General features: G+C 71.3%; 18 protein-coding genes. 13 read left to right on the top strand and 5 right to left on the bottom strand.

All coding sequences use genetic code 11. The annotated features are described in order from the left end of the window. The coding region (locus K206_RS0130000; RefSeq protein ID WP_020206027.1) for a hypothetical protein at positions 1-335 on the bottom strand (335 nt) is incomplete at its 3' end. 191 nt (positions 336-526) lie between these two features. Here K206_RS0130000 and K206_RS0129995 point away from each other — a divergent pair. After that, positions 527-1,180: an RNA polymerase sigma factor gene (locus K206_RS0129995; protein ID WP_020206026.1), complete on the top strand. Its 654-nt coding sequence runs from the start codon at positions 527-529 to the stop codon at positions 1,178-1,180. Continuing rightward, positions 1,177-2,037 (top strand): anti-sigma factor, encoded by an 861-nt coding sequence (locus K206_RS0129990; RefSeq protein ID WP_020206025.1) that lies wholly within the window; start codon positions 1,177-1,179, stop codon positions 2,035-2,037. Before K206_RS0129995 ends, K206_RS0129990 begins: the two co-directional genes overlap by 4 nt. Positions 2,038-2,055: 18 nt before the next feature. Here the strand turns inward: K206_RS0129990 and K206_RS0129985 are convergent, their stop codons facing one another. Together K206_RS0129985 and K206_RS0129980 are read right to left on the bottom strand one after the other, a co-directional pair. Then, positions 2,056-4,332, bottom strand: coding sequence for a xanthine dehydrogenase family protein molybdopterin-binding subunit (locus tag K206_RS0129985; RefSeq protein WP_029044248.1), 2,277 nt, complete (start codon positions 4,330-4,332; stop codon positions 2,056-2,058). 10 nt (positions 4,333-4,342) lie between these two features. Beyond that, a complete protein-coding gene (locus K206_RS0129980) occupies positions 4,343-4,801 on the bottom strand; it encodes a (2Fe-2S)-binding protein (protein WP_020206023.1) in 459 nt (152 codons plus the stop codon). 315 nt (positions 4,802-5,116) lie between these two features. Here K206_RS0129980 and K206_RS0129975 point away from each other — a divergent pair, with 315 nt between their 5' ends. The 9 genes from K206_RS0129975 to K206_RS0129935 all read left to right on the top strand — a co-directional run bounded on the left by K206_RS0129975 (position 5,117) and on the right by K206_RS0129935 (position 14,204). Continuing rightward, a complete protein-coding gene (locus K206_RS0129975; RefSeq protein WP_029044247.1) occupies positions 5,117-7,102 on the top strand; it encodes a TonB-dependent siderophore receptor in 1,986 nt (661 codons plus the stop codon). Positions 7,103-7,129: 27 nt separating this feature from the next. Then, positions 7,130-8,470, top strand: a complete 1,341-nt coding sequence (locus K206_RS0129970) for an HmuY family protein (protein ID WP_020206021.1) — start codon at positions 7,130-7,132, stop codon at positions 8,468-8,470. Positions 8,471-8,492: 22 nt separating this feature from the next. Beyond that, positions 8,493-9,527, top strand: a complete 1,035-nt coding sequence (locus K206_RS0129965) for a hemin-degrading factor (protein WP_369796935.1) — start codon at positions 8,493-8,495, stop codon at positions 9,525-9,527. Between the two features lie 20 nt (positions 9,528-9,547). Beyond that, a complete protein-coding gene (locus K206_RS0129960) occupies positions 9,548-10,387 on the top strand; it encodes a hemin ABC transporter substrate-binding protein (RefSeq protein ID WP_020206019.1) in 840 nt (279 codons plus the stop codon). After that, complete coding sequence (locus tag K206_RS0129955; protein WP_020206018.1) at positions 10,387-11,376, top strand: iron ABC transporter permease; 990 nt, start codon at positions 10,387-10,389, stop codon at positions 11,374-11,376. The genes K206_RS0129960 and K206_RS0129955 overlap by 1 nt, the downstream gene beginning before the upstream one ends. A gap of 1 nt (position 11,377) precedes the next feature. Beyond that, positions 11,378-12,163, top strand: a complete 786-nt coding sequence (locus K206_RS0129950) for a heme ABC transporter ATP-binding protein (RefSeq protein WP_020206017.1) — start codon at positions 11,378-11,380, stop codon at positions 12,161-12,163. A 66-nt stretch (positions 12,164-12,229) separates the two neighbouring features. Continuing rightward, the gene (locus K206_RS0129945; RefSeq protein ID WP_020206016.1) at positions 12,230-12,808 is read left to right on the top strand and encodes a prepilin peptidase; all 579 of its coding nucleotides are present in this window, start codon (positions 12,230-12,232) and stop codon (positions 12,806-12,808) included. Positions 12,809-12,891: 83 nt separating this feature from the next. Beyond that, positions 12,892-13,407 (top strand): hypothetical protein, encoded by a 516-nt coding sequence (locus K206_RS0129940; protein ID WP_020206015.1) that lies wholly within the window; start codon positions 12,892-12,894, stop codon positions 13,405-13,407. 206 nt (positions 13,408-13,613) lie between these two features. Then, positions 13,614-14,204 carry a biliverdin-producing heme oxygenase gene (locus K206_RS0129935; protein WP_020206014.1) on the top strand — a complete coding sequence of 197 codons (591 nt, stop codon included), beginning with the start codon at positions 13,614-13,616 and terminating at the stop codon, positions 14,202-14,204. A 155-nt stretch (positions 14,205-14,359) separates the two neighbouring features. On the opposite strand, the gene K206_RS39690 is transcribed toward K206_RS0129935, so the two are convergent. Further along, entirely contained in the window at positions 14,360-15,799 is a 1,440-nt protein-coding gene (locus tag K206_RS39690) for a HAMP domain-containing sensor histidine kinase (RefSeq protein WP_020423965.1), read from the bottom strand. After that, on the bottom strand, positions 15,786-16,454 hold the full coding sequence (locus tag K206_RS0129925) for a response regulator transcription factor (RefSeq protein ID WP_029044243.1): 669 nt from the start codon (positions 16,452-16,454) through the stop codon (positions 15,786-15,788). Before K206_RS0129925 ends, K206_RS39690 begins: the two co-directional genes overlap by 14 nt. A gap of 952 nt (positions 16,455-17,406) precedes the next feature. Between K206_RS0129925 and K206_RS0129915 the strand changes: the two genes are divergently transcribed. Both K206_RS0129915 and K206_RS0129910 read left to right on the top strand, forming a co-directional pair. Continuing rightward, positions 17,407-20,796 carry a diguanylate cyclase gene (locus K206_RS0129915; protein ID WP_043367336.1) on the top strand — a complete coding sequence of 1,130 codons (3,390 nt, stop codon included), beginning with the start codon at positions 17,407-17,409 and terminating at the stop codon, positions 20,794-20,796. 489 nt (positions 20,797-21,285) lie between these two features. Further along, entirely contained in the window at positions 21,286-22,596 is a 1,311-nt protein-coding gene (locus K206_RS0129910) for a dicarboxylate/amino acid:cation symporter (RefSeq protein ID WP_020206009.1), read from the top strand. The last annotated feature ends 22 nt before the right edge of the window (positions 22,597-22,618 follow it).

Below are 22,618 nucleotides of genomic sequence, written 5' to 3'. Positions count from 1 at the left end.
GGCACCTTGAGCCCGGCGACGATGGCCTGGAACTCGCGCATGCGGCGGCGGCGCTCGGCGGCGTCGTCGGTGGTGTGGGTGAGGTCGCCGGTGAACATCAGGAAGTCGGGCGGCTGCGGCAGCGCGTTGACGGCGGCCACGGCCTTGGGCAGCGTGCCGCGCGCGTCGGGGTTGGGCGGGCCCTGGAAGCCCCAGTGCGCGTCCGACAACTGCACGAAGTAGAACGCCTCGTCGCGCCCGGCGGCCCAGCCGGGCAGGGCCTGCGCGAATACCGCGCCGCCGGCGCAGGCGGCCAGGCCGAGAAAGTCGCGCCGCTTCCATGATCGTTGCTGCATTCCGGCACCTCCGTGACAGATGTGATGTGGGGATGCCTGTCATACCGATGCCGCGCCGCGTTTATTCCGGCCGCGCGGTGGATTTATTTTTCGCGCGCGGGCCGGAAAGCGGGAATAAACTCGACGCGTCTCCGGTATACGGGATCGCGCGCACGGGCCTTGCCGTGCGCGCGCCCAGCCAAAGGAGTGACGTGGACGCTGCCGACCGGCGCCGCCGATTCGACGAACTCGTGCTGCCGCATCTCGATGCCGCCTACAACCTGGCGCGCTGGCTCTCCGGCAGCGCCACGGAGGCCGACGACGTGGTGCAGGAGGCCTGCCTGCGCGCGCTGTGCTTCTTCGACAGCTTCCGCGGCGACCAGCCGCGCGCGTGGCTGCTGGCGATCGTGCGCAATACCTGGTTTACCGCGTGGCGCAAGCGCCAGCAGCCGGGCGAAGGCGCCAGCGCCGGCTACGACGACGCGCATTTCGACGGCGCCGCGCTGCCCGGCTGGCAGGACGGCCACGGCGACAGCCCCGAGCAATGGCTGCTGCGCGCCGAGGACGTGCGCCTGCTGCACGTGGCGCTGGCGCGCCTGCCGCTGGCGTTCCGCGAGGTGCTGGTGCTGCGCGAGCTGGAGGACCTGCCCTACCGCGACATCGCCGCCATTGCCGAGATCCCGCTGGGCACCGTGATGTCGCGCCTGGCGCGCGCGCGCAAACTGCTGGCGGCGGCGGTGCTGGCGCAGCGCGCGCAGGAAATGCAGGGCGCGCGCGCGGCGGGCGGCGCGGCGCCGGCCACCACGACAGGCAGGAGCGCGGCGGCGCCGCTTCCCGCCGCTTCCCGCCGGGGAGACGGGCCATGAACTGCGATGAGATCGGCATGCTGCTGCAAGCCTGCGCGGACGGCGAATCCGGCGCGGGCGACACGCTGCGCGTGGAACGCCACCTGGCGCAATGCCCCGAGTGCCGCGCGCGGCTGGCGCGGCTGCGCGAGATGCGTGCCGCGCTGCGCGCGCACGCGCCGTACCACCGCGCCAGTCCGGCGCTGCGCATGCGGGTGCTGGCCGCGCTCGACGCGGCCCCGGTGGACGGCGCCGCCGCGGCGCGACCGCGCGGCACGCCGGGCGCCGCCGGCTGGTGGCGCTGGTGGCAACCGCTGCGCCGCCATTTCGCCTGGGGCCCGGCCGCCAATGCCGCGATGGCCGCGGTGACGGTGGCCGCGCTCGGCATCGGCATGGCGCAGTACGCGCTGCGCGACGCCGCCGAACCGACGGTGGCGCGCGAGGTGGTCAGCAGCCACGTGCGCGCGCTGCTGTCCGGCCACGCCATCGACGTGGCTTCGTCGGACCGCCATACCGTCAAGCCGTGGTTCAACGGCCGGCTCGATTACGCGCCGCCGGTGCGCGACCTCGCCGCGCAGGGCTTCCCGCTGGCCGGCGGGCGGCTCGACTACGTGCATGGCCGCGCGGTGGCGGTGCTGGTGTACCGCGACAGCCAGCATCCCATCGATATGTTCGTGCTGCCGCTGGCCGACGAAAAAAAGGCGGCCGGGGCCGATCCCGCCGCCCTGCCGCCCGCCATCGAATCGCACCAGGGCTACCAGCTGGCCCGCTGGGAAGCGGACGGCATGCGCTACGCCGCCGTCACCGATGCTTCCGCCGAGGACCTGCTGCGCTTCACCCAGGCCTGGCGCGCGGCCGCGGACGGCCGCGCGCGCTGACCGGGCCGCGCGCGCCGCTCAGGCCAGCACGAACGGCAACTGCCGCTGGCGCTTGCCGGTGAGCGTAAACAGCGCGTTGGCCACCGCCGGGGCGATCGGCGGCACGCCCGGCTCGCCCAGGCCGGTGGGCGGGTCTTCGGAGGGCACGAAGAACACGTCCACCGGCGGCGCGTCGGGCATGCGCACGGGCGGATAGTCGGGGAAGTTGCTGTTCTTCACCACGCCGTTCTCGATCTCGATGGCGAAGCCCGGCCGCAGCGCGGCCAGCCCGAAGATGCACGCGCCCTGGACCTGCGCCTCGGCGGACATCGGGTTGACCACGCGGTTGGCATGCACGCCGGCCGTGACGCGGTGCACGCGCGGCTCGTTCTTCACCAGCGACACCTCCACCACGTAGGCCACCACGGTGCCGAACGACTCGTGCACGGCCACGCCCCAGGCCTGGCCCTTGGGCAGGCGCCGCTTGCCGTAGCCGGACTTCTGCACCGCCAGCTGCAGCGCCGCGCGGTGGCGCGCGTGCTTGGCCTCGTCGAGGCGCGCGAGCCGGAACGCCACCGGGTCCTGGCGCGCGCCCGCCGCGATCTCGTCGATCAGGGTCTCCTTGACGAAGGCGGTGTGCGTGTTGCCTACCGAGCGCCACCACAGCACCGGCACGTCCACCTGCGGGTGGTGCGCGCTCAGGCGCAGCGGAAAGCCGTAGTCGTTCTCGGCGATGCCCTCGACCATCGTGCCGTCGACGCCGCCCTTGACCGCGAAGGCCTCGAACGGCGTGCCGGTGAGGATCGACTGCCCGACGATGGTGTGGTCCCACGCCACCACCTGCCCGCGGGCATCGGTACCGATGCGGGCGTGGTGCAGGTGCAGCGGGCGGTAGTAGCCGCCGCGGATGTCGTCCTCGCGGCTCCACATCACCTTGAGCGGCTCGGCATGGCCGTTCCGGATCCAGGCCTGCAGCACGTTGGCCGCCTCGACCACGTAGTCGGAGGTGGGCACCGCGCGCCGGCCGAAGCCGCCGCCCGCCATCATGGTGCTAAGCGTGACCTGCTCGGGCTTGAGCCCCAGCGTGCGCGCGATGGCGGCCTGGTCCACGGTCTGGAACTGCGAGCCGACCCAGACCTTGACCGAGCGCACCGTCTTGCCCGACAGCTCGGCCTGCATGGTGCAGTTCAGCGGCTCCATCGGCGCGTGGGCGAGATAGGGAAACTCGTAATAGGCGTCGATGGTGCGCGCCGCGCCCGCGAGCGCGCCGACGTCGCCCGCCACCGCCACCGCGCCGGGCTGCGCGGCGAGCTTGCGGTAGTCGGCGAACAGGTCCTTGGACGTGACCTTCGAGCCGGCGTCTTCCCACACGATCTCGAGCGCGTCGCGCCCCTGCCTGGCGGGCCAGTAGCCGTCGGCCACCACCGCCACGCCGGTGCCGCCGCGGTCCACCGGCACCAGCATGACGTCGGCCACGCCCTTGATCGCGCGCGCCTTGTCGGCGTTGAACGATTTCACCTTGCCGCCGAAGCGCGGCGGGCGCGCCACCAGCGCCACCTTCATGCCTTCGAGGCGGGTGTCGATGCCGAACGCGGTGGTGGATTCCAGCTTGCCGCGCGCGTCCAGGCGCGGCGTGGGCTTGCCGATGATCCTGAACTGCGCGGGGTCCTTCAGCGCCACCTGCTGCGGCACCGGCAGCGCCATCGCCGCCTGCGCCAGCTCGCCGTAGGTGGCGCGGTGGCTGCCGGAAGTCACCACGCCGAGCGCCACCTGGCAGCTGGCGGGATCGACCTGCCATTGCCTGGCCGCCGCGGCCACCAGCATGGCGCGGGCGCGCGCGCCGAGCTCGCGGTATTGCTGGAAGGAATGGTTGAGCGCGGAGGAACCGCCCGTCATCTGCATGCCGAAGGCGGGGTCCTTGTAGGCGTCGCCGGCGGGCGCCAGCGTGGCGCGCACGTTGCGCCAGTCCACGTCGAGCTCCTCGGCCAGCGCCATCGGCAGCGCGGTATGCACGCCCTGGCCGAATTCGAGGCGGTTCACCGCCACCGTGACCGTGTTGTCCGGCGCGATCAGCACGAAGGCCTGCGGCGCGGAGGGCGGCGCCTTGGGCGCGCCGCCTTCCTGCGCCTGCGCGGCGGACAGCGGCAGCACGCCGAGCGCCAGGCCGCCGCCGGCAAAGCCGGCGAGCTTGAGGAAACTGCGGCGGCCGAGCGTGGCCGGAGATTCGGCGGCGGCAGCGGCGGCATCGACGGTGCCGGCGACTGCGTCCGTGCGCCAGCCGTTGCCGACCAGCGCTTCGAGATTCTGGATTCGCATGATGGTCTCCCTATGCCAGCGCGCGCGCCGCATCCTTGATGGCGGCGCGGATGCGCTGGTAGGTGCCGCAGCGGCACACGTTGCCCGCCATCGCCTGGTCGATGTCGGCGTCGGTCGGGTGCTTCTTGTTGCGCAGCAGTCCTGTCGCGCTCATGACCTGGCCGTTCTGGCAGTAGCCGCACTGGGCCACGTCATGCTTGATCCAGGCGTCGAGCACCGCGCGCCCGACCTTGTCGCCGGCCACGCCTTCGATGGTGGTGATGCGCACGCCCTGCGCCGCCGAAACCGGCGTGACGCAACTGCGCGTGGGCTGGCCGTTTACGTGCACCGTGCACGCGCCGCACGAGGCGATGCCGCAGCCGAACTTGGTGCCGGTCATGCCGAGGCTGTCCCGCAGCGCCCACAGCAGCGGCGTGGAGGGATCGACGTCGACCTGCAATGGCTTGCCATTGATGTCTAGGGTGGTCATTGGGGGGAACTCCTTGGGTCTGTTTGCCCTGGTCCGCGCAAGGCGCGGCCGGCCGGCGGCACCGTCCACCGCCCGGTGGGCGCGCGCCGCAAAGCCCCCTGAGGATAGTGCAAAAGCCGCGCACGTGCCGTACGCCGCACCGGAGCGGCGCGGCCGGACACGCACCTCCTTTTACAGGGCCATGCCGGCCTGCGCCGGGGAAACAGCGCTGGTGAAACTGCATTAAGCAATCTTAACGGAAGATGCAGACGAGAATCATTATCATTCGGCATCCCTTTGTATCTACCGGATCTGTCGCGGCCGGTTCCGCCCCCCATGCGTCTGAAATGCCTTGCCGTCGTCGCCAGCACCCTACTTTCCGCTACGCCGCACGCGCGGGCGCAACAGGCCGCGCCGGGAGACCCGCTGCCGACGGTGGTCGTCACCGGCACCCGCAGCGAGAAGACGCTGGACGAGACGCCGATCCGCACCGAGGTGGTGGACCGCCAGGAAATCGAGCGCACCCATGCGCGCACGCTCAAGGACGCGCTGGAGAACGTGCCCGGCCTGCAGCTGCGCGAGATCCACGGCAAGTCGGGTTATGAAGTCACGCTGCAGGGCATGACCAGCGACCAGGTGCTGATCCTGATCGACGGCCTGCCCATCACGGCCAGCACCGGCTCGACGGTCGACGTCTCGCAATACCTGCTCACCGAGGTCGACCACGTCGAAGTGGTCAAGGGCGCCAGCTCGGCCCAGTACGGCAGCTCGGCGATGGGCGGCGTCATCAACGTGATCACGCGGCCGGTCGCCAAGGGCCTCTCGGGCGCGGTCACCGCCGATACCGGCACCTACGGCGGCCAGAACGCCGACGGTTCGCCGGGCGTGCTGCATGGCAATGTCCGGGTCGAGGGCGGCACCGAGCAGTTCCGGGCGCGCATCAGCGCGGACGCGCTGGACAACAAGGGCTACGCCGTCGACGCGGACGACTGGACGCGCCACGGCGACAAGGTCCGCCGCGGGCAATACGCGGGCCGGCTCGAATGGCTCCCCACCGCGACGGGCAAGTTCTGGCTCGACGCCAGCGCCTACCGCGAGACGGACGAGCAGCGCTACCAGTATTACGCGCCGCCGAACTACGTGCCGCAGCGCAAGACCGAGGACATCGACCGCAACCGCTACACCTATGGCGGGCAATGGGGATTCGCCAACGGCGTGCGCGCCCGGCTGGCCGGCGTGCACGAGACCTACGACAGCACCTCCCGCGAATACTCGAACGGCTTCCAGACCGCCACGCGCGATTCCTCGCAGCAGACCGACCATGTCTCCGCCCAGTTCGACATGCCGGCGTGGTACCGCCAGCTCTGGCAGTTCGGCGGCGACTTCCACCGCGAGACGCTGAACCAGAACGTCAACGGGGCGTCGGAGCTGACCGGCGCCGGCAGCGCCGAGCGCCACGCGGGCGAGCTCTACGTGCAGAACGACATCCTGTTCAACGACACCTGGGAAATGATCGTCGGGCTGCGCGGCCAGCACGATTCCGACTTCGGCAGCCACTTCGCGCCCAAGGTGGGCCTGCGCGCCAACCTGCTCTCCAGCGACACCTGGAAAGGCGTGCTGCGCGCCAACTATGGCCAGGGCTACCGCGTGCCCAACCTCAAGGAACGCCACTACCTGTTCGACCACAGCTCGCTGGGCTACATGGTGCTGGGCAACCCGGACCTGAAGCCGGAGTCGTCGAACAGCTTCCAGTTCGGCGGCCAGCTCACCTGGCGCGAGCGCGTGACGCTCGATGCCAACCTGTTCTACAACCGCGTCACGGACCTGATCCAGACCGACATGACCAACTTCTCGATGGTCAACGGCATCGCGGTCTATACGTACCGGAACGTGGCGCGCGCCCGGACGCAGGGCGCCGAGACGTCGCTGCGCTGGCGTGCCACGAACCAGCTCAACCTGACGGCGGCCTACACCTTCACCGACACCGAAGACCTCAACACCGGCACCGAGCTGACCCGCCGGCCCCGCCACATGGGCCGCGCGGGCATCGACTGGCGCGTCTTCCCGTCCACCGAGCTGTCGACCCGCGCGCGCTTCCAGAGCAGCGAGCTGACCGACTCCGCCGCCGCCGCGCGCTCGCCGGGCTGGGCCACGCTCGACCTCGTGCTGAACCAGAAGATCGGCCGCAGCGTCACCGCATTCGCCGGCGTCAACAACCTCTTCAATCGTCAACGCGATTTCGCGAATGCCAGTGACTTCGGGCCTGTGGCGGGGCGCTTTATCTACCTGGGCGCGCGGTTCAACGTCGACGTCGCCCGCTAACAAGAAATCAATGGGGAAACACGCATCATGATGAATGACACTCTCTCACTGCGCCGCCGGCTGCCCGGCGCGCTCGGCACGATCACGCTCGCCCTGGCGCTGGCCGCCTGCGGCGGCGGCGGCGACGACGGCGGCACCACCACCGGCGGCGCCGGCGGCACGGGGGGCAACGGCACCACGGGCGGCGGCACCACCACCCCGCCCGCGGCGACCACGGCATTCACGCAGTCGGCTGAATGGACCTTCGCACTGCCGGCGGCCAGCGCGTCGCTCTGCTACGACTTCAACACCAAGGCGGAGACGGCCTGCACCGGCACCGCGTGGGACCTGAAGGTCAAGACCGACACGGGCGGGCGCACCGCCACGCTGTGGACGAACAGCGGCACCACCGGCACCGGCAACGGCGGCGCCTTCGGCAGCCCCTTCGACCACACCTGGACCGCGCTGACGGCGTGGAAGAACGCGACCATCGACCCGGTCAACGGCGCCCTGCCCGCCGCGGTGTTCCTGAAGGATTCGGCCAGCGGCGTGTTCGCGGGCAGCAACGACATCGGCTCGGCCGTGTTCGAGTACGGCGTGACCGGCGCGGCCACCGACCACTCGCTGTATCCCACCTTCCGCACGTTCCTGATCACCACCAACAGCGCGCTGCCCGATACCACCGGCACCGTGGCGGCGCCCGTGTTCGCGCTGCAGATCACCGGCTACTACGGCGGCCCGGGCGGCACCACCTCCGGCTATCCGAGCTTCCGCTTCGTCGACCGCAGCGCCCCGGGCACCGTGTACACGGCGACGGTCAACGCCTCGGCCGACTGGGTCTACTACGATCTGGTCAACCGCGTGGAAACCACGGCCACGGGTCCGTGGCACATCGCGTTCAACCGCTACAACGTCAAGCTCAACGGCGGCGAATCGGGCACCGGCACGGTGGCCGGCTTCCTGGGCAAGACGCCCGCCGGGTTCTATGACGCGTCGAACAAGCCCGTGGCATCGGCGTTCACCAACGTCAACAGCGTGACCACCACGCTGGCCGACCTGACCGCCGCCGACATGAGCCTGCCCACCGCGGCCAGCCAGTGGAAGAAGGATGCGACGGCATCGCTGCTCAATCCCACCTACACCGGCGCCTACCCGAACCCGCTGAACTACGGCTGGTACTCGTACTTCCCGACCGCCGCGGCGGCCGCGGCGAACGGCCTGCCGGCGGTGGCCCACCTGATCAGCGCCAATCCGGACGCCGGCGGCCTGATCCGCGGCGGCGAGGGTGCCACGTATGCGCGCTTCCACCTGACGAAGATCGCCTACGCCGACCCGAACTCGAACAGCAGCCAGCAGACCTGGACGATCAACTTCGACGTCCAGCCCTGAACCCTCCCGGACCCGCATGGAAATGGAACGACAAAGCATTGACGCGCTGCGCCGGCGGCACCAGGAACTGGCCGCGGCCCAACCGAAACTACGCATCCGGGACCGCGCGCGGCATCTCGGGGTGAGCGAGGCCGAACTCGTCGCCGCGGGCTGCGGCGTGCAGACGCGGCAGCTCGGGGGCACGGCGCAGCAGTTGTTCCGCGACCTCGGCATGCTCGGGCCGGTGATGGCCTTGTCGCGCAACGACCATGCGGTCCACGAGCGGCACGGCCAGTACCAGGGCATCGAAGCCGAGGGGCCCGTCGGCATCGTGCTCGGGCCCGACATCGACCTGCGCATGTTCTTCGGCGCCTGGCGCTACTTCTACGCGGTGACGGAGAACGGCCGCGACAGCGTGCAGTTCTTCGACAAGGCCGGCGAGGCGGTGCACAAGGTCTACCGGACCGATGCCACCGACGCCGCGGCGTGGCAGGCGTACGTCGACCGGCACGCCGTGGACGCGGTGGCGCCGGTGGTGGTCGAGGCCATCGCCGCCGTTGCCGAAGCCGATCTGCCCGCCGACGCCGGGGCCATGCGCGAGCACTGGCGCGGCCTCAAGGACACGCACGATTTCTTCGCCATGCTGCGGCAGTTCAGCGTGTCGCGCCTCGGCGCGCTGCGCAGCGCGGGCAGCGACCTGGCGCAGCAGGTGGACGACGCGGCCATCGAGACCGTGCTCGGACGCGCCGCCGGATCGGGCCTGCCGATCATGTGCTTCGTCGCCAACCGGGGCATCGTGCAGATCCACACGGGGCCGGTGCACAAGCTGGTGCGTACCGGTACGTGGTTCAACGTGCTCGACGACAAGTTCAATCTGCACCTGAACACCGGTGCCGTGGCGTCGAGCTGGGTCGTCAACAAGCCCACGGTGGATGGCTGGGTGACGTCCCTGGAACTGTTCGGCGCCAATGGCGAGCTGATCGCGCAGTTCTTCGGCGAGCGCAAGCCCGGCAAGCCGGAGCTGGGCGCGTGGCGGACACTGCTCCAGTCGCTCTGCCCGGCCGCGCTGGCCGCCTGACGCGCATGCCGGAGTCAACGATGAAACTGCTGCGTTCCGCGCTGCTGCCGCTGCTGTGCGCGGCGGGCATGGCCCAGGCCGCGCCGCCCGCCCGCGTGGTCGGGCTGGGCGGCGCCGTCACCGAAATCATCTACGCGCTGGACGCGGACCGCGCGCTCGTCGGCGCGGATGCGTCGAGCATCTACCCCGCCGCGGCGTCGAAGCTGCCGAAGGTGGGCTACTACCGCACGGTCTCGGTGGAAGGGCTCGCCAGCCTGAAGCCGGACCTCGTGCTGGCTTCCGACCAGACCGGCCCGCCCCAGGCGCTGGAGCAGATCCGCAAGCTCGGCAGCAAGGTCGTGATACTGCCGTCCGCGCCCACGATCGAGGCGCTGGACCAGCGCATCCTCGGCGCGGCCGCGGCGCTGGAAATCCCCGGGCGCGGACAGGCCCTGGTCGAGCGGCTGCACGCCGAACTGCGCGACATCCGCCCCGTCGGCCAGCCGGTGCGCGTGCTGATCGTCAGCAGCCATACCGGCAAGATGCAGGCGGTGGGCAGCGACACCGCCGGCGATGCGATGCTCAGGCTCGCGGGCGCCACCAACGTGCTGGCCGAGCAGACCGGGTTCAAGCCGTTCTCGGCCGAGGCCGCGGCCGCGCTGAAGCCGGACGTGATCGTGACGACCACGATGTCGGTGGGCGCCAGCGGCAGCGCCGACGCCTTCCTGGCCCAGCCGGGCCTCAACGCGACTCCGGCGGCCAGGAACCGGCGCATCGTCGTCATGGACGACCTGCTGCTGCTCGGCTTCGGCCCGCGCCTGCCGGAAGCGCTGCGGCTGCTGCAGGCGGGGCTGACCGCCCGGCAGCCGGCGGCCCGCTGATGCGCGTCCACCGGCCGGGCGTGTTCGCCGCCCTGTGCGTCATGCTGGTATTCACCGCGCTCTGGGCGGCGGCCAGCGGCGCATTGTCGATCCCGCGCGGGCGGCTGCTGCCGCTGCTGTGGTCGTCCGCCGCGAGCGGCGACGATGCCATGTGGCGCAACGTGCTGATCGAGGTGCGGCTGCCGCGCATCGTGCTGGCGGTCACGGTCGGCGCCGCGCTGGCCTTGTCGGGGGCGGTCATGCAGGCACTGTTCCGCAATCCGCTGGCCGAGCCGGGCCTGATCGGGATTTCGCTGGGCGGCGCGGCGGGCGCCGTGGCGGCCATCGTGCTGGGCGCCGAGGGCCTGGCCGGCGTCGCGCCCGCGGCGTTCGTGGGCAGCCTTGCCGCCACCGCGCTCGCCTACCGCCTGGGCTCGCGGCGCGCGGGCATGGCCAATCTCCTGCTGGCGGGCATCGCGATCAACGCGATCTGCGCCGCCGTCGTCGGCTTCTTCACGTACCAGGCCAGCGACGTGCAGCTGCGCAACCTCACGTTCTGGAACATGGGCAGCCTCGCCGGCGCGACGTGGCCCATGCTCGCGTGGCTCGTGCCGCTGGTCGGCGTGCTGTGCGCGCTGCTGCTGCGCGACTGGCGCGCCATGAACGCCCTGCTGCTGGGCGAGCGGGAGGCGCAGCACCTGGGCTTCGACCTCAAGCGGCTGCGCCGCCGGCTGATCGTGCTGACGGCGCTGCTGGTGGGGCCCATCGTCGCCGTCACCGGCACGATTTCGTTCATCGGCCTCGTGGTTCCGCACCTGGTGCGCATGCCGCTGGGCGCCGATCACCGCTGGCTGCTGCCGAACACGCTGGCCGGCGGCGCCATCGCCATGACGCTGGCCGACTGGCTTTCCCGCACGGTGGTGATTCCGGCGGAACTGCCGATCGGCATCGTGACGAGTCTCGTGGGCGGGCCGTTCCTGCTCTGGATGCTGACGCGAAAGGGGACATGACGTGCTGGTTGCGCGCAAACTCAGTTGCCACCGCGGCCGGCGCCTGGTGCTGTCCGACATAGACCTGAGCCTGCCCGCGGGCGAAGTGCTCGGCGTGCTCGGCGCGAACGGCGCCGGCAAGAGCACGCTGCTCGGCACGCTGGCCGGCGAGATCGCCGCGCCCGCCGCGGCGGTCACGCTGAACGGCCGCGGCCTGGCGGACTGGTCCGTGCGGGAGCTCGCCCGCACCCGCGCCGTGCTGCCGCAGTCGCCGGGCCTGAGCTTCGACCTCGACGTCACCGAGGTGGTGGCGATGGGCGGCTATCCGTTTCCCGAACTCGATCCCCGCGCCATCCGCGCGCTGATCCGCCGCGCGCTCGGCCTGGCCGACGTGACGCACCTGGCCGCGCGCGACTATCAAAGCCTCTCCGGCGGCGAACAGCAGCGCGTCCAGTTCGCCCGCACGCTGGTGCAGGTGCTGGCCTGCCGCCCGCCGGACGGCTACCGCGCCTTGCTGCTCGACGAGCCGATCTCCAGCCTCGACCCGCGCCACCAGTTGCTGATGCTCGACAGCATCAGGACGCTGAGCCGCACCGATGGCCTGGCGGCGCTGCTCGTGCTCCACGACGTCAACCTCGCCGCGCGCTGGTGCGACCGGCTCCTGCTGCTGGCCGACGGCCGGGCCGTCGCGTATGGCGAGCCCGCCGCGGTGCTCACGGAAAGCCATCTCGCCAGCGTCTACGGCATCGCCGCCAGGGTGATGGCGTCTCCCGTGCACGAAGGCGTGCCGTTCGTCGTCTTCGGCTGACCAGCGGCGGAACCAGGACGATTCGCCGTCAGCCGACGCGTTCCCGCCATGTTCAGGAGCCCCCGCATGCCCGCCCGTTTCCCCGATCTGCTGCAAGACGCCATCGCGCTGGTGCCGCCTTCGCTGTCGTTTGCCGCGCTGGTGCTGCCGCCCGCGCTGCTCTGGACGGTGCTGTCGGACCTGCTGTACCGCCGCATCGCCAACCGGCTGGTGCTGGCGCTGCTGGCCGCGTGGACGGTCCACACCGCGTGGATGGTTTTCCAGGACGCGCGGGCGGTGGCCTGGCCGGAGCTCGGGCGCAGCGCGATGGCCGCCGCGATCGTGCTGGTGGTGGGCTACGGACTGTTCGCCATGCGCTGGGTCGGCGCGGGCGACGTGAAGCTGGTGGCGGTGCTCTGCCTCTGGCTGGAGGGCAACGTGTCGACGTTCCTGCTGGTCATGTCGCTGGCTGGCGGCGTGCTGGCACTGGGCATGCCGGTCCTGCGCATGGCCGAGCGGTGCGCCGCGTGGTGCGCCAGACAGCCGGGCTCGTGGCTGCGCCGGCCGCCGCCCGCCCCGGCGGCGCTGCACGCCCATGCGCTGCCCGGCATTCCGTACAGCATCGCGATTGCCGCCGGCGCGGCGTTCGTGCTGTTCCTCGGCTGACGCCATGCACGGGTGCCTTCCGACATGGCGCGCCGCCGCCCGCCGCCCCGCGGCAAGGCGGCGGTTGCGCGAGGAGCGCGGCCATGCGTAGCCGTTTCGCACGCCGGCATGGTGGCCGTGGCGCGCTGACCGTCGAGGCCGCGTTCGCGCTGCCCGTCATCATTGCCGGCGCGATGATGTTCACGGAGCTCGGGAACATCGGGCTCGCCATCGTCATGGGCGGCACGGCGCTGGAGCGCGCCATCGGGCAGTTCCGCACCGATCCCGCCGGATCGCTGGAGGCGCGGCAGATGGAGCAGCGCGTGCGCGTGCGCATGGCGGCCGCCGGGCATGGCTATCTGCGCGACGGCGACATCGCCACCGTGGCCGTCGAGAGCTTCACCTCGCTCGACACCATCGGCGGCGGCAATGCGGCGCACGGCGCCATCGCCGCCGGCCGGGCCGTGCCGGTCTGGCGCATCACGGTGGAGATCCGCAAGGACTTCATCACGCCGCTGCCGCGCCTGCTGGGCACGAACGGCACCGCGTTCCGCTACCAGTACCAGCAGTTGCTGGGCCACCTGCCCGGGCAGGCGGGCGACGCGCCGGGCGCGCGGTGAACCAGGCGCGCGACGAGCGCATCCGGCGCGCGCGCGGACTGCGACACGCGGACTATATGAAGCAAGATTAACGTGTCTTGCGCGGCGCGATCACGTAAAAAGAAGCCTTGCACATGCCTGCCGCCGCGCGCCGCCGCGCCGCGATCGCGCCCGCCATCTGCTATCCGCCATCCGCTATCGCCGTTCAATTCCCGGAACCCTCCCCGATGACCACCTCCACCGAAGTCCGCCCCTCGCTGTCTTCCCGGCTCAAGCATGAGACGGCCGCCCAGCACGAGCGCATGCACACGCTGATGGAAGCCGCCGATCCGTTTGCCAGCCGCGACGGCTATGCCCGTTTCGTTGCCGCGCAGTATCTGTTCCAGCGCGATGTCGAGCACCTGTTCGAGGACGCCGCCGTGCGCGCCGCGGTGCCGGATCTCGACGGCCGCGGCCGCGCCGCCGCGTCGCAGGCCGATCTCGCGGACCTGGAGCGCGAGCTGCCGCAAGCCGACCTCGCCAGCGCCGGCGTTGCCATGCCCGAGGCGCTGGGCTGGCTCTACGTCTCCGAAGGCTCGACGCTCGGCGCGGCGTTCCTGTTCAAGGCCGCGCAGGAGAAGCTCGGCCTGTCCGCCGAATTCGGCGCGCGCAACCTCGCCGCCTATCCGCAGGGCCGCGCCACGGCGTGGCGCAATTTCGTCGCCGCGCTGGACAACGATGCGCTGGACGCGCGCACGCACGACGCCGTCATCGCGGGCGCCAACGCGGCCTACGACCGCTTTGCGCGCCTGCTTGCGCGCACGTTCGAGACCGCCTGACCCATGCGCGGCAGCCATGTCACGGCGGTGTCGGTCGACGACCGCCGCCGGGTGATCGCCGCCGCGCGGGGCCGGCTGGATGTGGTGGCGTCCCGAAACGCCGGCGCAGCCCCGGCGCGCCGCCTAGCGCGTCATGCCGCCGGCCGCGGCGCGCGTCACGTCCTGAGCGCGCTCTTGAGACCCGTGCGGTCGTTCCAGTGGCGGCGGTCGAGCAGCAGCACCGCCAGCAGCCCGGTCGGGCGGTTTTCCTCCAGCGAGAGCTGCGCGCCGTGGAGCCTGGCGATGGCATTGACCAGCGCCAGGCCAAGTCCGCTGCCCGATTGCGACGATTGCGACGTGCCGCCCGAGGTGCCGCCCAGGCGGCGGAAGCGCTCCACCGCCTGGCCGCGCAGCGCGGCGGGAATGCCGGGACCGTTGTCCGCCACGCCCAGCGCGATGCCGTCGCCGCGGCGGTGCGCCAGCAGCACCAGCGTCTCGCCGCCGGGCGCGTACTTGATCGCGTTTTCCAGCAGGTTCGACAGCGCCTGGAACAGCAGCGCGCGGTCGCCGTAGAGCTCACGCCCCGGCTCCGCCTCGATGCGCAGCGCCATGCCCGAAATCGCCACCAGCGGCGCGTAGTATTCGGCCAGGTCGTCGAGCAGCGTGCGCACCTCGAACCATTCGAACGCGTGCTCGCAGCGGCCCGCGTCCACCTCGCCGATGCGCAGCACCGCGCGCACCATGCGCTGGATGCGCTCGCCGTCCTCGAGCGCGCCCAGCACGTCCTCGCGCATGGGGTCATCCACCTTCTCGGCCAGGTTGGCCAGCCGGTTGTAGATGCGCGTGAGCGGCGTGCGCAGTTCGTGCGCCAGATGGCTGCTGACGCTCTTGACCTCTTCCATGAGCCGGTTCACGCGGTCGAGCACGTGGTTGATGTCCTGCCCGAGCAGGTCGAATTCGTCGCCGTCGGGCCCGCACGGCACCGTCGCGTCGCGCTCCCCGGTCACGTAGCGGCGCAGCGCGCTGCGGATCCGGTCCACCCGGCGCATGCTTTGCACGCTGGTATAGAGCCCGATGGCCAAGCTCGACAGCAGCACCGCGAACAGTCCGGCGCCGGCCACCAGCGGAATCACGCGCAGCCGCTCGCGCATCGGCAGGATGTCGTACCCGCTGAAGAACACGCCGCCATCCGCCAGCGGCACCTGCACGCCGAACAGCTGCGCGAGCTGGGCGCTGGCGTCGCCCACGGTGACGTTGCGCCACTGCAGCGCGCACGGCGGCTCGCACTGCAGCGCGGCCCTCACCTTCGGGTCGCCGAACAGCAGCGCGCCCGAGGGCGACAGCACGAACGACTTGTTGCCTTCGCGCTCGCGGGTGTCCTCGTGCGCGAGCGCGAACGCCAGTCCCTTGGCTTCGGCGAAATGATGGCTGCGCTCCTGGGCGCGGAGGTCGGCCAGGACCATGTCGCGCACGTGGCTGTGCAGCAGCGCGTCGATCTGGTGGGCGCTCAGCAGTACCGTGCCGACCGCCACCAGCAGGAACAGGAACGCGACCAACGAGGCGTGGCGGAAAGTGCGGGTCTCGAGCAGGTGGGCAACGCGCTCAGCCCAGGACATAACCGACTGCGCGCACCGTGCGCAGCAGCGAGCGCGGGAAATTCCGGTCGATCTTGCTGCGCAGCTTCGAGACATGGACGTCGATCAGGTTCGTCTGCGGATCGAACTGGTATCCCCAGACCTTTTCCAGCAGCATGGCGCGCGTGACCGTGCGGCCAGCGTTGGTGGCCAGCACCTGCAGCAGCGCGAATTCCTTCTCGGTCAGGTCGATGGCCTGGCCGCTGCGCGACACGCGCCGCTCGCGCCAGTCAATGCACAGGTCCTCGAGCCGGGTGATCCAGTCCGCGTCGCCCGGCAGGGCGCGCCACTTGGCCAGGCCTTCGAGGCGCAGCAGCAGCTCGGTGAAATCGAACGGTTTTCCGAGGTAGTCGCCGGCGCCGGCGCGCAGCCCTTCGACGCGGTCGCTGGGCTGGTCCACCGCGGAGAGCACCATGACGGGCGGGTGGGGATGATCGGCCAGCGCGCGCAGCACGCCGATGCCGTCGATGCCGGGCAGCATCCGGTCCAGCAGCACGGCGTCGAATGCCTCGGATCCGATCAGCTCGAGCGCCTGTTCGCCGGTGTCGGTCACGCGGCAGTCATGTCCTTTCTGTTGCAGCCTGGCGCTTAGCCACTGGCTGACCCGCTGATCGTCCTCAACAATCAGAACACGCATGACAGTTCCCCCTTCCCAATGCGCGCTTGCCGCGCCAACTGACCCTTCCATCCGGCGGCTCGGATGTCTTATGTACCAGCCACGTGACAATTCTACATGAGACGCATTCGCATTTGTGTGCAAACCACGACAAAACCTAGGGTTAACGTGAGGTTGTCTGGCCCCAATGCGCCGGCCGCGCGCCGGCCGCGCGCCGCACACGTGGCGCGCGCGTGGCGCACACCCCGGGCATCGCCGGCGCGAAGCGGCCCGCGGCTCCCTGCGCCGCCGTCCCTGTCGGCATTATTCAGGAATCGGGCAGCGGCAAGCATTAACTTTGCTTAACGCCGCGCCATCGCGCCGCGCGCGCGGCAGCGCCGTCGGCGCGGACGCGGCGGACGCGGACCGGCCCGGCCCGGCCGGCCGGGGCTTGCCGCGCGAGCGCCGGCGGGCCGAAGACGGCGGCGCCGAAGGCGATGGCGCTCCGGACCGGGACGCACTCCACGACCCGCTCCCCGACCCGTTGCACGGCGGCCTCCGTCCGCTCATGTCATCGCTGCGATGCCGGCCCGCGTCTTCGCGACGTCCGTCGGGGTACCCCACATCGGCGGGGAAATGCCTGAAACGGCCGCAGGAGACGGACGGCGGCGCAGCCGCGGGCGAGCGCGGCGCGGACGCGCCGCGGCTGCCTCCGAGCGCTCTCCGGGCGCCTCCGAATCCGCCGCCGGCCGTGCGCCGGCGCGGCCCGCAGCGCCGCCGGGGATGCTGGGAGCCGGCCGGCAAGCGAGGGGGCCATACAGGAAATCGGCGCGGCATGCCAGTCCGAACAGCGCCGGCAGAGTCATTTTTCTCGGCTCGTGCTGCCGCCATATGGACGCTATATTGATCGATTAGGCTGGGCCACGCGTGCAACCTGCGTCAGCCCGGCGGCCATCGCCATTGCAAGTTCTCCTATCCAGATCGCAGACGCGACATGACGCCACAACCGGAAGTCCGTTCCTTGCCCACTCCCTCGCCGCGCTGGCAGCGCGCGGCGCTGGCCGCCCTCGGCTTCTTCCTGCTGGCCGTGGCCGGCATCGCCGCGTCGCGCTTTCCGGGCAACGTGGCCATGCTGTGGCTGGCCAATGCGTTCGGCCTCGGCGTGCTGCTGCACCGGCCCCGCCGCGACGCGCCGGTGCTGCTGGGCGGCATGCTGGCCGCGGGCGTGGCGGCCAACGCGGCGATGGGCGACCGCCCCGCCATCGCGCTGGCGCTGGCGCTGGGCAACGTGGCCGAGATGGCCTTCTCCGGCTGGCTGGTGCGCGCCATGACCGCCGGCGCCACGCTGACCCGCCCCGGGCCGCTGGCGCGCTTCGGCCTGACGCTGGGCGCGGCCAGCACGCTGGGGCCGGCGGTGGGCGCCACCATCGGCGCGGCCACCATCGCCACCGCCTACCACGGCGATTTCGGCGCGGTCTGGTGGACCTGGTGGACGGCCGACGCGATGGGCGTGGTGATGCTGCTGCCGCTGATGGTGTCGATCACGCGCGAGCGCGCCGCCGAGACCTTCGGCCGCGCCGGCCGGCGCCGTTTCGCGGCGCTGCTGCTGCTGTGCCTGGTGGTGGGCGCGGGCGCGCTGCACAAGAGCAACGAGCCGTTCGTGGTGATGGCGCTGCCGCTGGTGCTGGCGGCGCTGCTGACCAACCCGTTCGCCACCGCGCTGCTCACGCTGCTGTCGATCTGCGCCACCACCGCGGCGACGCTGGCCGCGAGCGCCTTCGGCCGCGGCGCGGGCGAGCCCTTCGTGCTGCAGCCGATACAACTGTCGACCGCGCTCATCATGCTGTTCCCGGTCTGCATCGCCTTCCTGCTGGAGCAGAACCGGCGCGACCGCAGCGAGCTGCGCGGCAGCGAGCGGCGCTTCCGCCAGGCGATGGAGCATTCGGCCATCGGCATGGCGCTGGTGGGCCTGGACGGCCGCTGGCTGCAGGTCAACCGCGCCATCTGCGAGCTGTTCGGCTACGAGGCCAGCGAGCTGTTCGAGCTGCCGTTCCCGCTCATCACGCACCCCGACGACCTGGGCCCGGACCTGCACCAGGTCGAGCGCCTGCTGGCCGGCGAGATCGATGCCTACCGCATCGAAAAGCGCTTCCGCCACAAGGACGGCAGCTACCGCTGGGCCCTGCTGGCGGTCTCGCTGGTGCGCGACGAGGACAGCGGCGCGCCGCTGCATTTCATCTCGCAGGTGGAAAGCATCGAGGAGCGCAAGACCGCGCAGCAGAAGCTCGAAGCGCTGACGCGCCGCACCCAGCTCGCGGTGGAAGCGGGCGGCGTGGGGATCTGGGAGTGGGACATCGCCAGCGGCGCGATCGCCTGGGACGCGCGCATGCACGCGCTGCACGGCACCGACCCGGCCGCCGGCGCCCCCGACTTCCAGCGCTGGACCGGCATGGTGCATCCCGACGACATCGAGCGCGCGCGCGCCGAGATGCGCGCCGCGGTGCGCGGCGTGCGCGCCTTCGACACCCAATACCGCATCCAGCACGCGCGCGGCGAGGTGCGCCACATCCGCGCGCTGGCGATGGTGCTGCGCCGCGACGACGGCGCCGCGCTGAGCATGATCGGCACCAACTGGGACATCACCGAGCAGCACCGCCTGACCGAGGCGCTGTTCGAGGAGAAGGAGCGCCTGCACATCACGCTGAGCTCGATCGGCGACGCGGTGATCTGCACCGACGCGGCGATGGCCGTGACCTTCATGAACCCGATCGCCGAGCAGCTCACCGGCTGGAGCATCCAGGCCGCCGCCGGCCAGCCGCTGGAGACCGTGTTCCGCATCGTCGACGAGCACAGCAACGAGCCCATCGCCAGCCCGGTGGCGCAGTGCCTGCGCACGCTGCGCCCGGTCTACCTGCAGGACGGCGCGGTGCTGCAGAGCCTGACCGGCGACCGCCACGACGTGCAGGACTCGGCCGCGCCGGTGCGCACCGCCGCGGGCGAGGTGATCGGCGCGGTGCTGGTGTTCCAGGACATCACCAGCGCGCGCGCGCTGCAGCGCGAGCTGGCGCACTCGGCCTCGCACGACGCGCTGACCGGCCTGCCCAACCGCATCTGGTTCGAGAAGCGCCTGCGCGAGGCCTGCGACGCGGCGCGCCTGCAGCAGCAGCACCATGCGCTGTGCTTCATCGACCTGGACCGCTTCAAGATCGTCAACGACACCGCCGGCCACGCCGCCGGCGACGTGCTGCTGCGCGAGCTCGGCCACGTGATCCGCCACCACGTGCGCCCCGACGACCTGCTGGCGCGCCTGGGCGGCGACGAATTCGCGCTGCTGCTCAAGGACTGCTCGGTGGACCAGGCCGAGCGGGTCTGCCAGAAGATCATCGACGCCATCCGCGGCCAGCGCTTCCCGTGGGAGGGGCGCGTCTACGACGTCGGCGCCAGCATCGGCATCACCGCCATCGACAGCGAGACGCCGCCGGTGGGCGAGCTGATGAGCCGCGCCGACGTGGCCTGCTACGCCGCCAAGGCCGCCGGGCGCAGCCGCGTCTCGGTGTACCGCCGCGACGAGAGCGACGCGCAGCGCCACCACCAGGAGCTGCAGGTGGCCGCCGGCATCCACTCGGCGCTCGACGCCAACCGCTTCCGCCTGTTCGCGCAGGAGATCCGCGCGCTGCAGCCGGGCGAGGCCGACCTCCCCGAGCTCCACATCGAGATCCTGGTGCGCATGGTGGACGAGCAGGGCAAGCTCATCATGCCCGGCGCCTTCATCCCGGCCGCCGAGCGCTACGACCTGATGGGCCACGTCGACCGCTGGGTGATCCACCACGTGCTGCGCGAATTCGGCGCGCGCCTGGCGGCGGTGCCGGGGCTCTCGGTGGCCGTCAACCTGTCGGCCAATTCGCTGGGCGAGCCGTTCCTGCTGCCCTTCCTGCATGCCGAGCTGCACGAATCGGTGCTGCCGGCCAGCCGCATCCGGCTGGAGATCACCGAGACCGCGCTGATCAACAACATGGCCGCGGCCAGCCGCCTGGTGGCCGAGATGCGCAGCGCCGGCTGCACCGTGGCGCTGGACGACTTCGGCGCGGGCCTGTCGTCGTTCGCGTACCTCAAGCAGTTCCCGGTGGACTACCTCAAGATCGACGGCAGCTTCATCCGCCACCTGGCCGCCAGCGCGGTCGACCGCGAGATCGTCAGCTCGATCAACGACATCGGGCACCGGCTGGGCATCCTCACGGTGGCCGAATCGGTGGAGGACGAACAGACCCTGCACACCCTGCGCGCGATCGGCGTGGACTACGCGCAGGGGTATGTGATCGGGCGGCCGATGCCGCTCGAGGACTTCCTGGAGCGCTGCCGCACGGTGCCGGCCGACAACGCCTGACGCGCGCGGCCGCGCGCCCGCTTTCCTCCGGCCACCCCTTCCTTTCCCCCTCCCGGCCATGCGCGCCGGGCGCCACGCTGCGCCCGGCCGCCCTCCGCGCCGCCCGCGCATCCGGAAATCCGAACGCCGATCACGCTCGCTTGCACGGAAATCCGAACCGTGCGCCGGAAGCACTTCGAATTCCCCTTGTTTTTCAGTGACTTAGGCGAGGCCGGCGGGGCCGGCGGCATGGCACGCCTCGTGCGAGGTATGCGCCGGCCCGGACGACGATCCGGGCCGGCGACGCGGCGCCCCCCGGTGCCGCGCCGCGCCCACACAACAACGGAGGAAACAATGACCGCGCCCGCCTTGCCATCCCCGCCTCGCTGACGTCCCCCGGCCCAGGCCGCGCGACGCCGCCCCCGGGGTCGACGCGCCAGGCCCGAAGCCTGCCAGTCCCCGCATAAAACAACCGCCTGGCGAGCCGCCGGGCGCACGGCCCGACTTCTGATGAAACTGAACCGACTGCCCACCCTGATTTTCATTGCGATGCTGCTCGGCGTGCTGGCCGGCGCGGCAGCCAACCACCTCGCGCCGGACCCCGCCGCCGCCAAGTCCATCGCCGGCTACCTGTCCATCCTCACCGACGTGTTCCTGCGCATGATCAAGATGATCATCGGGCCGCTGGTGTTCGCCACGCTGGTCAGCGGCATCGCCGGCATGGGCGACGGCCGCGCCGTGGGCCGCATCGGCCTGAAGGCGATGGCGTGGTTCCTCGCCGCCTCGATCACCTCGCTGCTGCTGGGGCTGGTCATGGCCAACCTGCTGGCGCCGGGCCAGGGCATGAACCTGGCGCTGCCGCCGGCGGACGCCGCCTCCAACCTGAAGACCGGCGCGCTGAGCCTGGGCGACTTCGTCACTCATATGTTCCCGAGGAGCTTCGTCGAGGCGATGGCCACCAACGAGATCCTGCAGATCGTGGTGTTCTCGCTGTTCTTCGGCTTCGCGCTGGGCACCGTCAAGGACGGCGCGGGCAAGCCCCTGCTGGCCGCCATCGACGGCCTCGGCCACGTCATGCTCAAGGTCACCAACTACGTGATGGCGTTCGCGCCGGTGGGCGTGTTCGGCGCCATCGCCGCGGTCATCACCGCCGAGGGCCTGGGCGTGCTGGTGGTCTACGCCAAGCTGCTCGGCAGCGTCTACCTGTCGCTGGCGCTGCTGTGGGCGGCGCTGATCGCCGGGGGCTACTTCTTCCTGGGCCGCGACGTGTTCCGCCTGCTCGGGATGGTGCGCGCGCCGCTGATGATCGGCTTCGCCACGGCCAGCAGCGAATCGGCCTACCCCAAGGTGATCGAGCAGCTCGGCCGCTTCGGCGTCAAGGAGCGCATCACCGGCTTCGTGCTGCCGCTGGGCTACTCCTTCAACCTCGACGGCTCGATCATGTACAGCTCGTTCGCCGCGCTGTTCGTGGCGCAGGTGTACGGCATCCACCTCTCGCTCGCGCAGCAGGTCACCATGCTGCTGGTGCTGCTGGTCACCAGCAAGGGCATCGCCGGCGTGCCGCGCGCGGCGCTGGTGGTGGTGGCCGCCGTGCTGCCGATGTTCGGCCTGCCCGAGGCGGGCATCCTGCTGGTGCTGGGCATCGACCACGTGCTCGACATGGGCCGCACCGTCACCAATGTGCTTGGCAACGCCATTGCCACCGCCGTCGTCGCCAAAAGCGAAGGCGCCATCGGCGCGCCGGTGCCCGAAGAAGCGGACGACCCCGCTGCCGACGGCAACCGCGGCCTGACACCCGTTCAGGTCCTGGCCGGCAAGTAACACCGCCAGCGCGCCAGGGCCC

It is taken from the genome of Cupriavidus sp. WS, from assembly GCF_000395345.1.
GTDB classification, from domain to species: Bacteria; Pseudomonadota; Gammaproteobacteria; order Burkholderiales; family Burkholderiaceae; genus Cupriavidus; species Cupriavidus basilensis_B.
The sequence above is the reverse complement of the archived record's forward strand: the minus strand, read 5'-3'. Positions and strand labels throughout refer to the sequence as shown.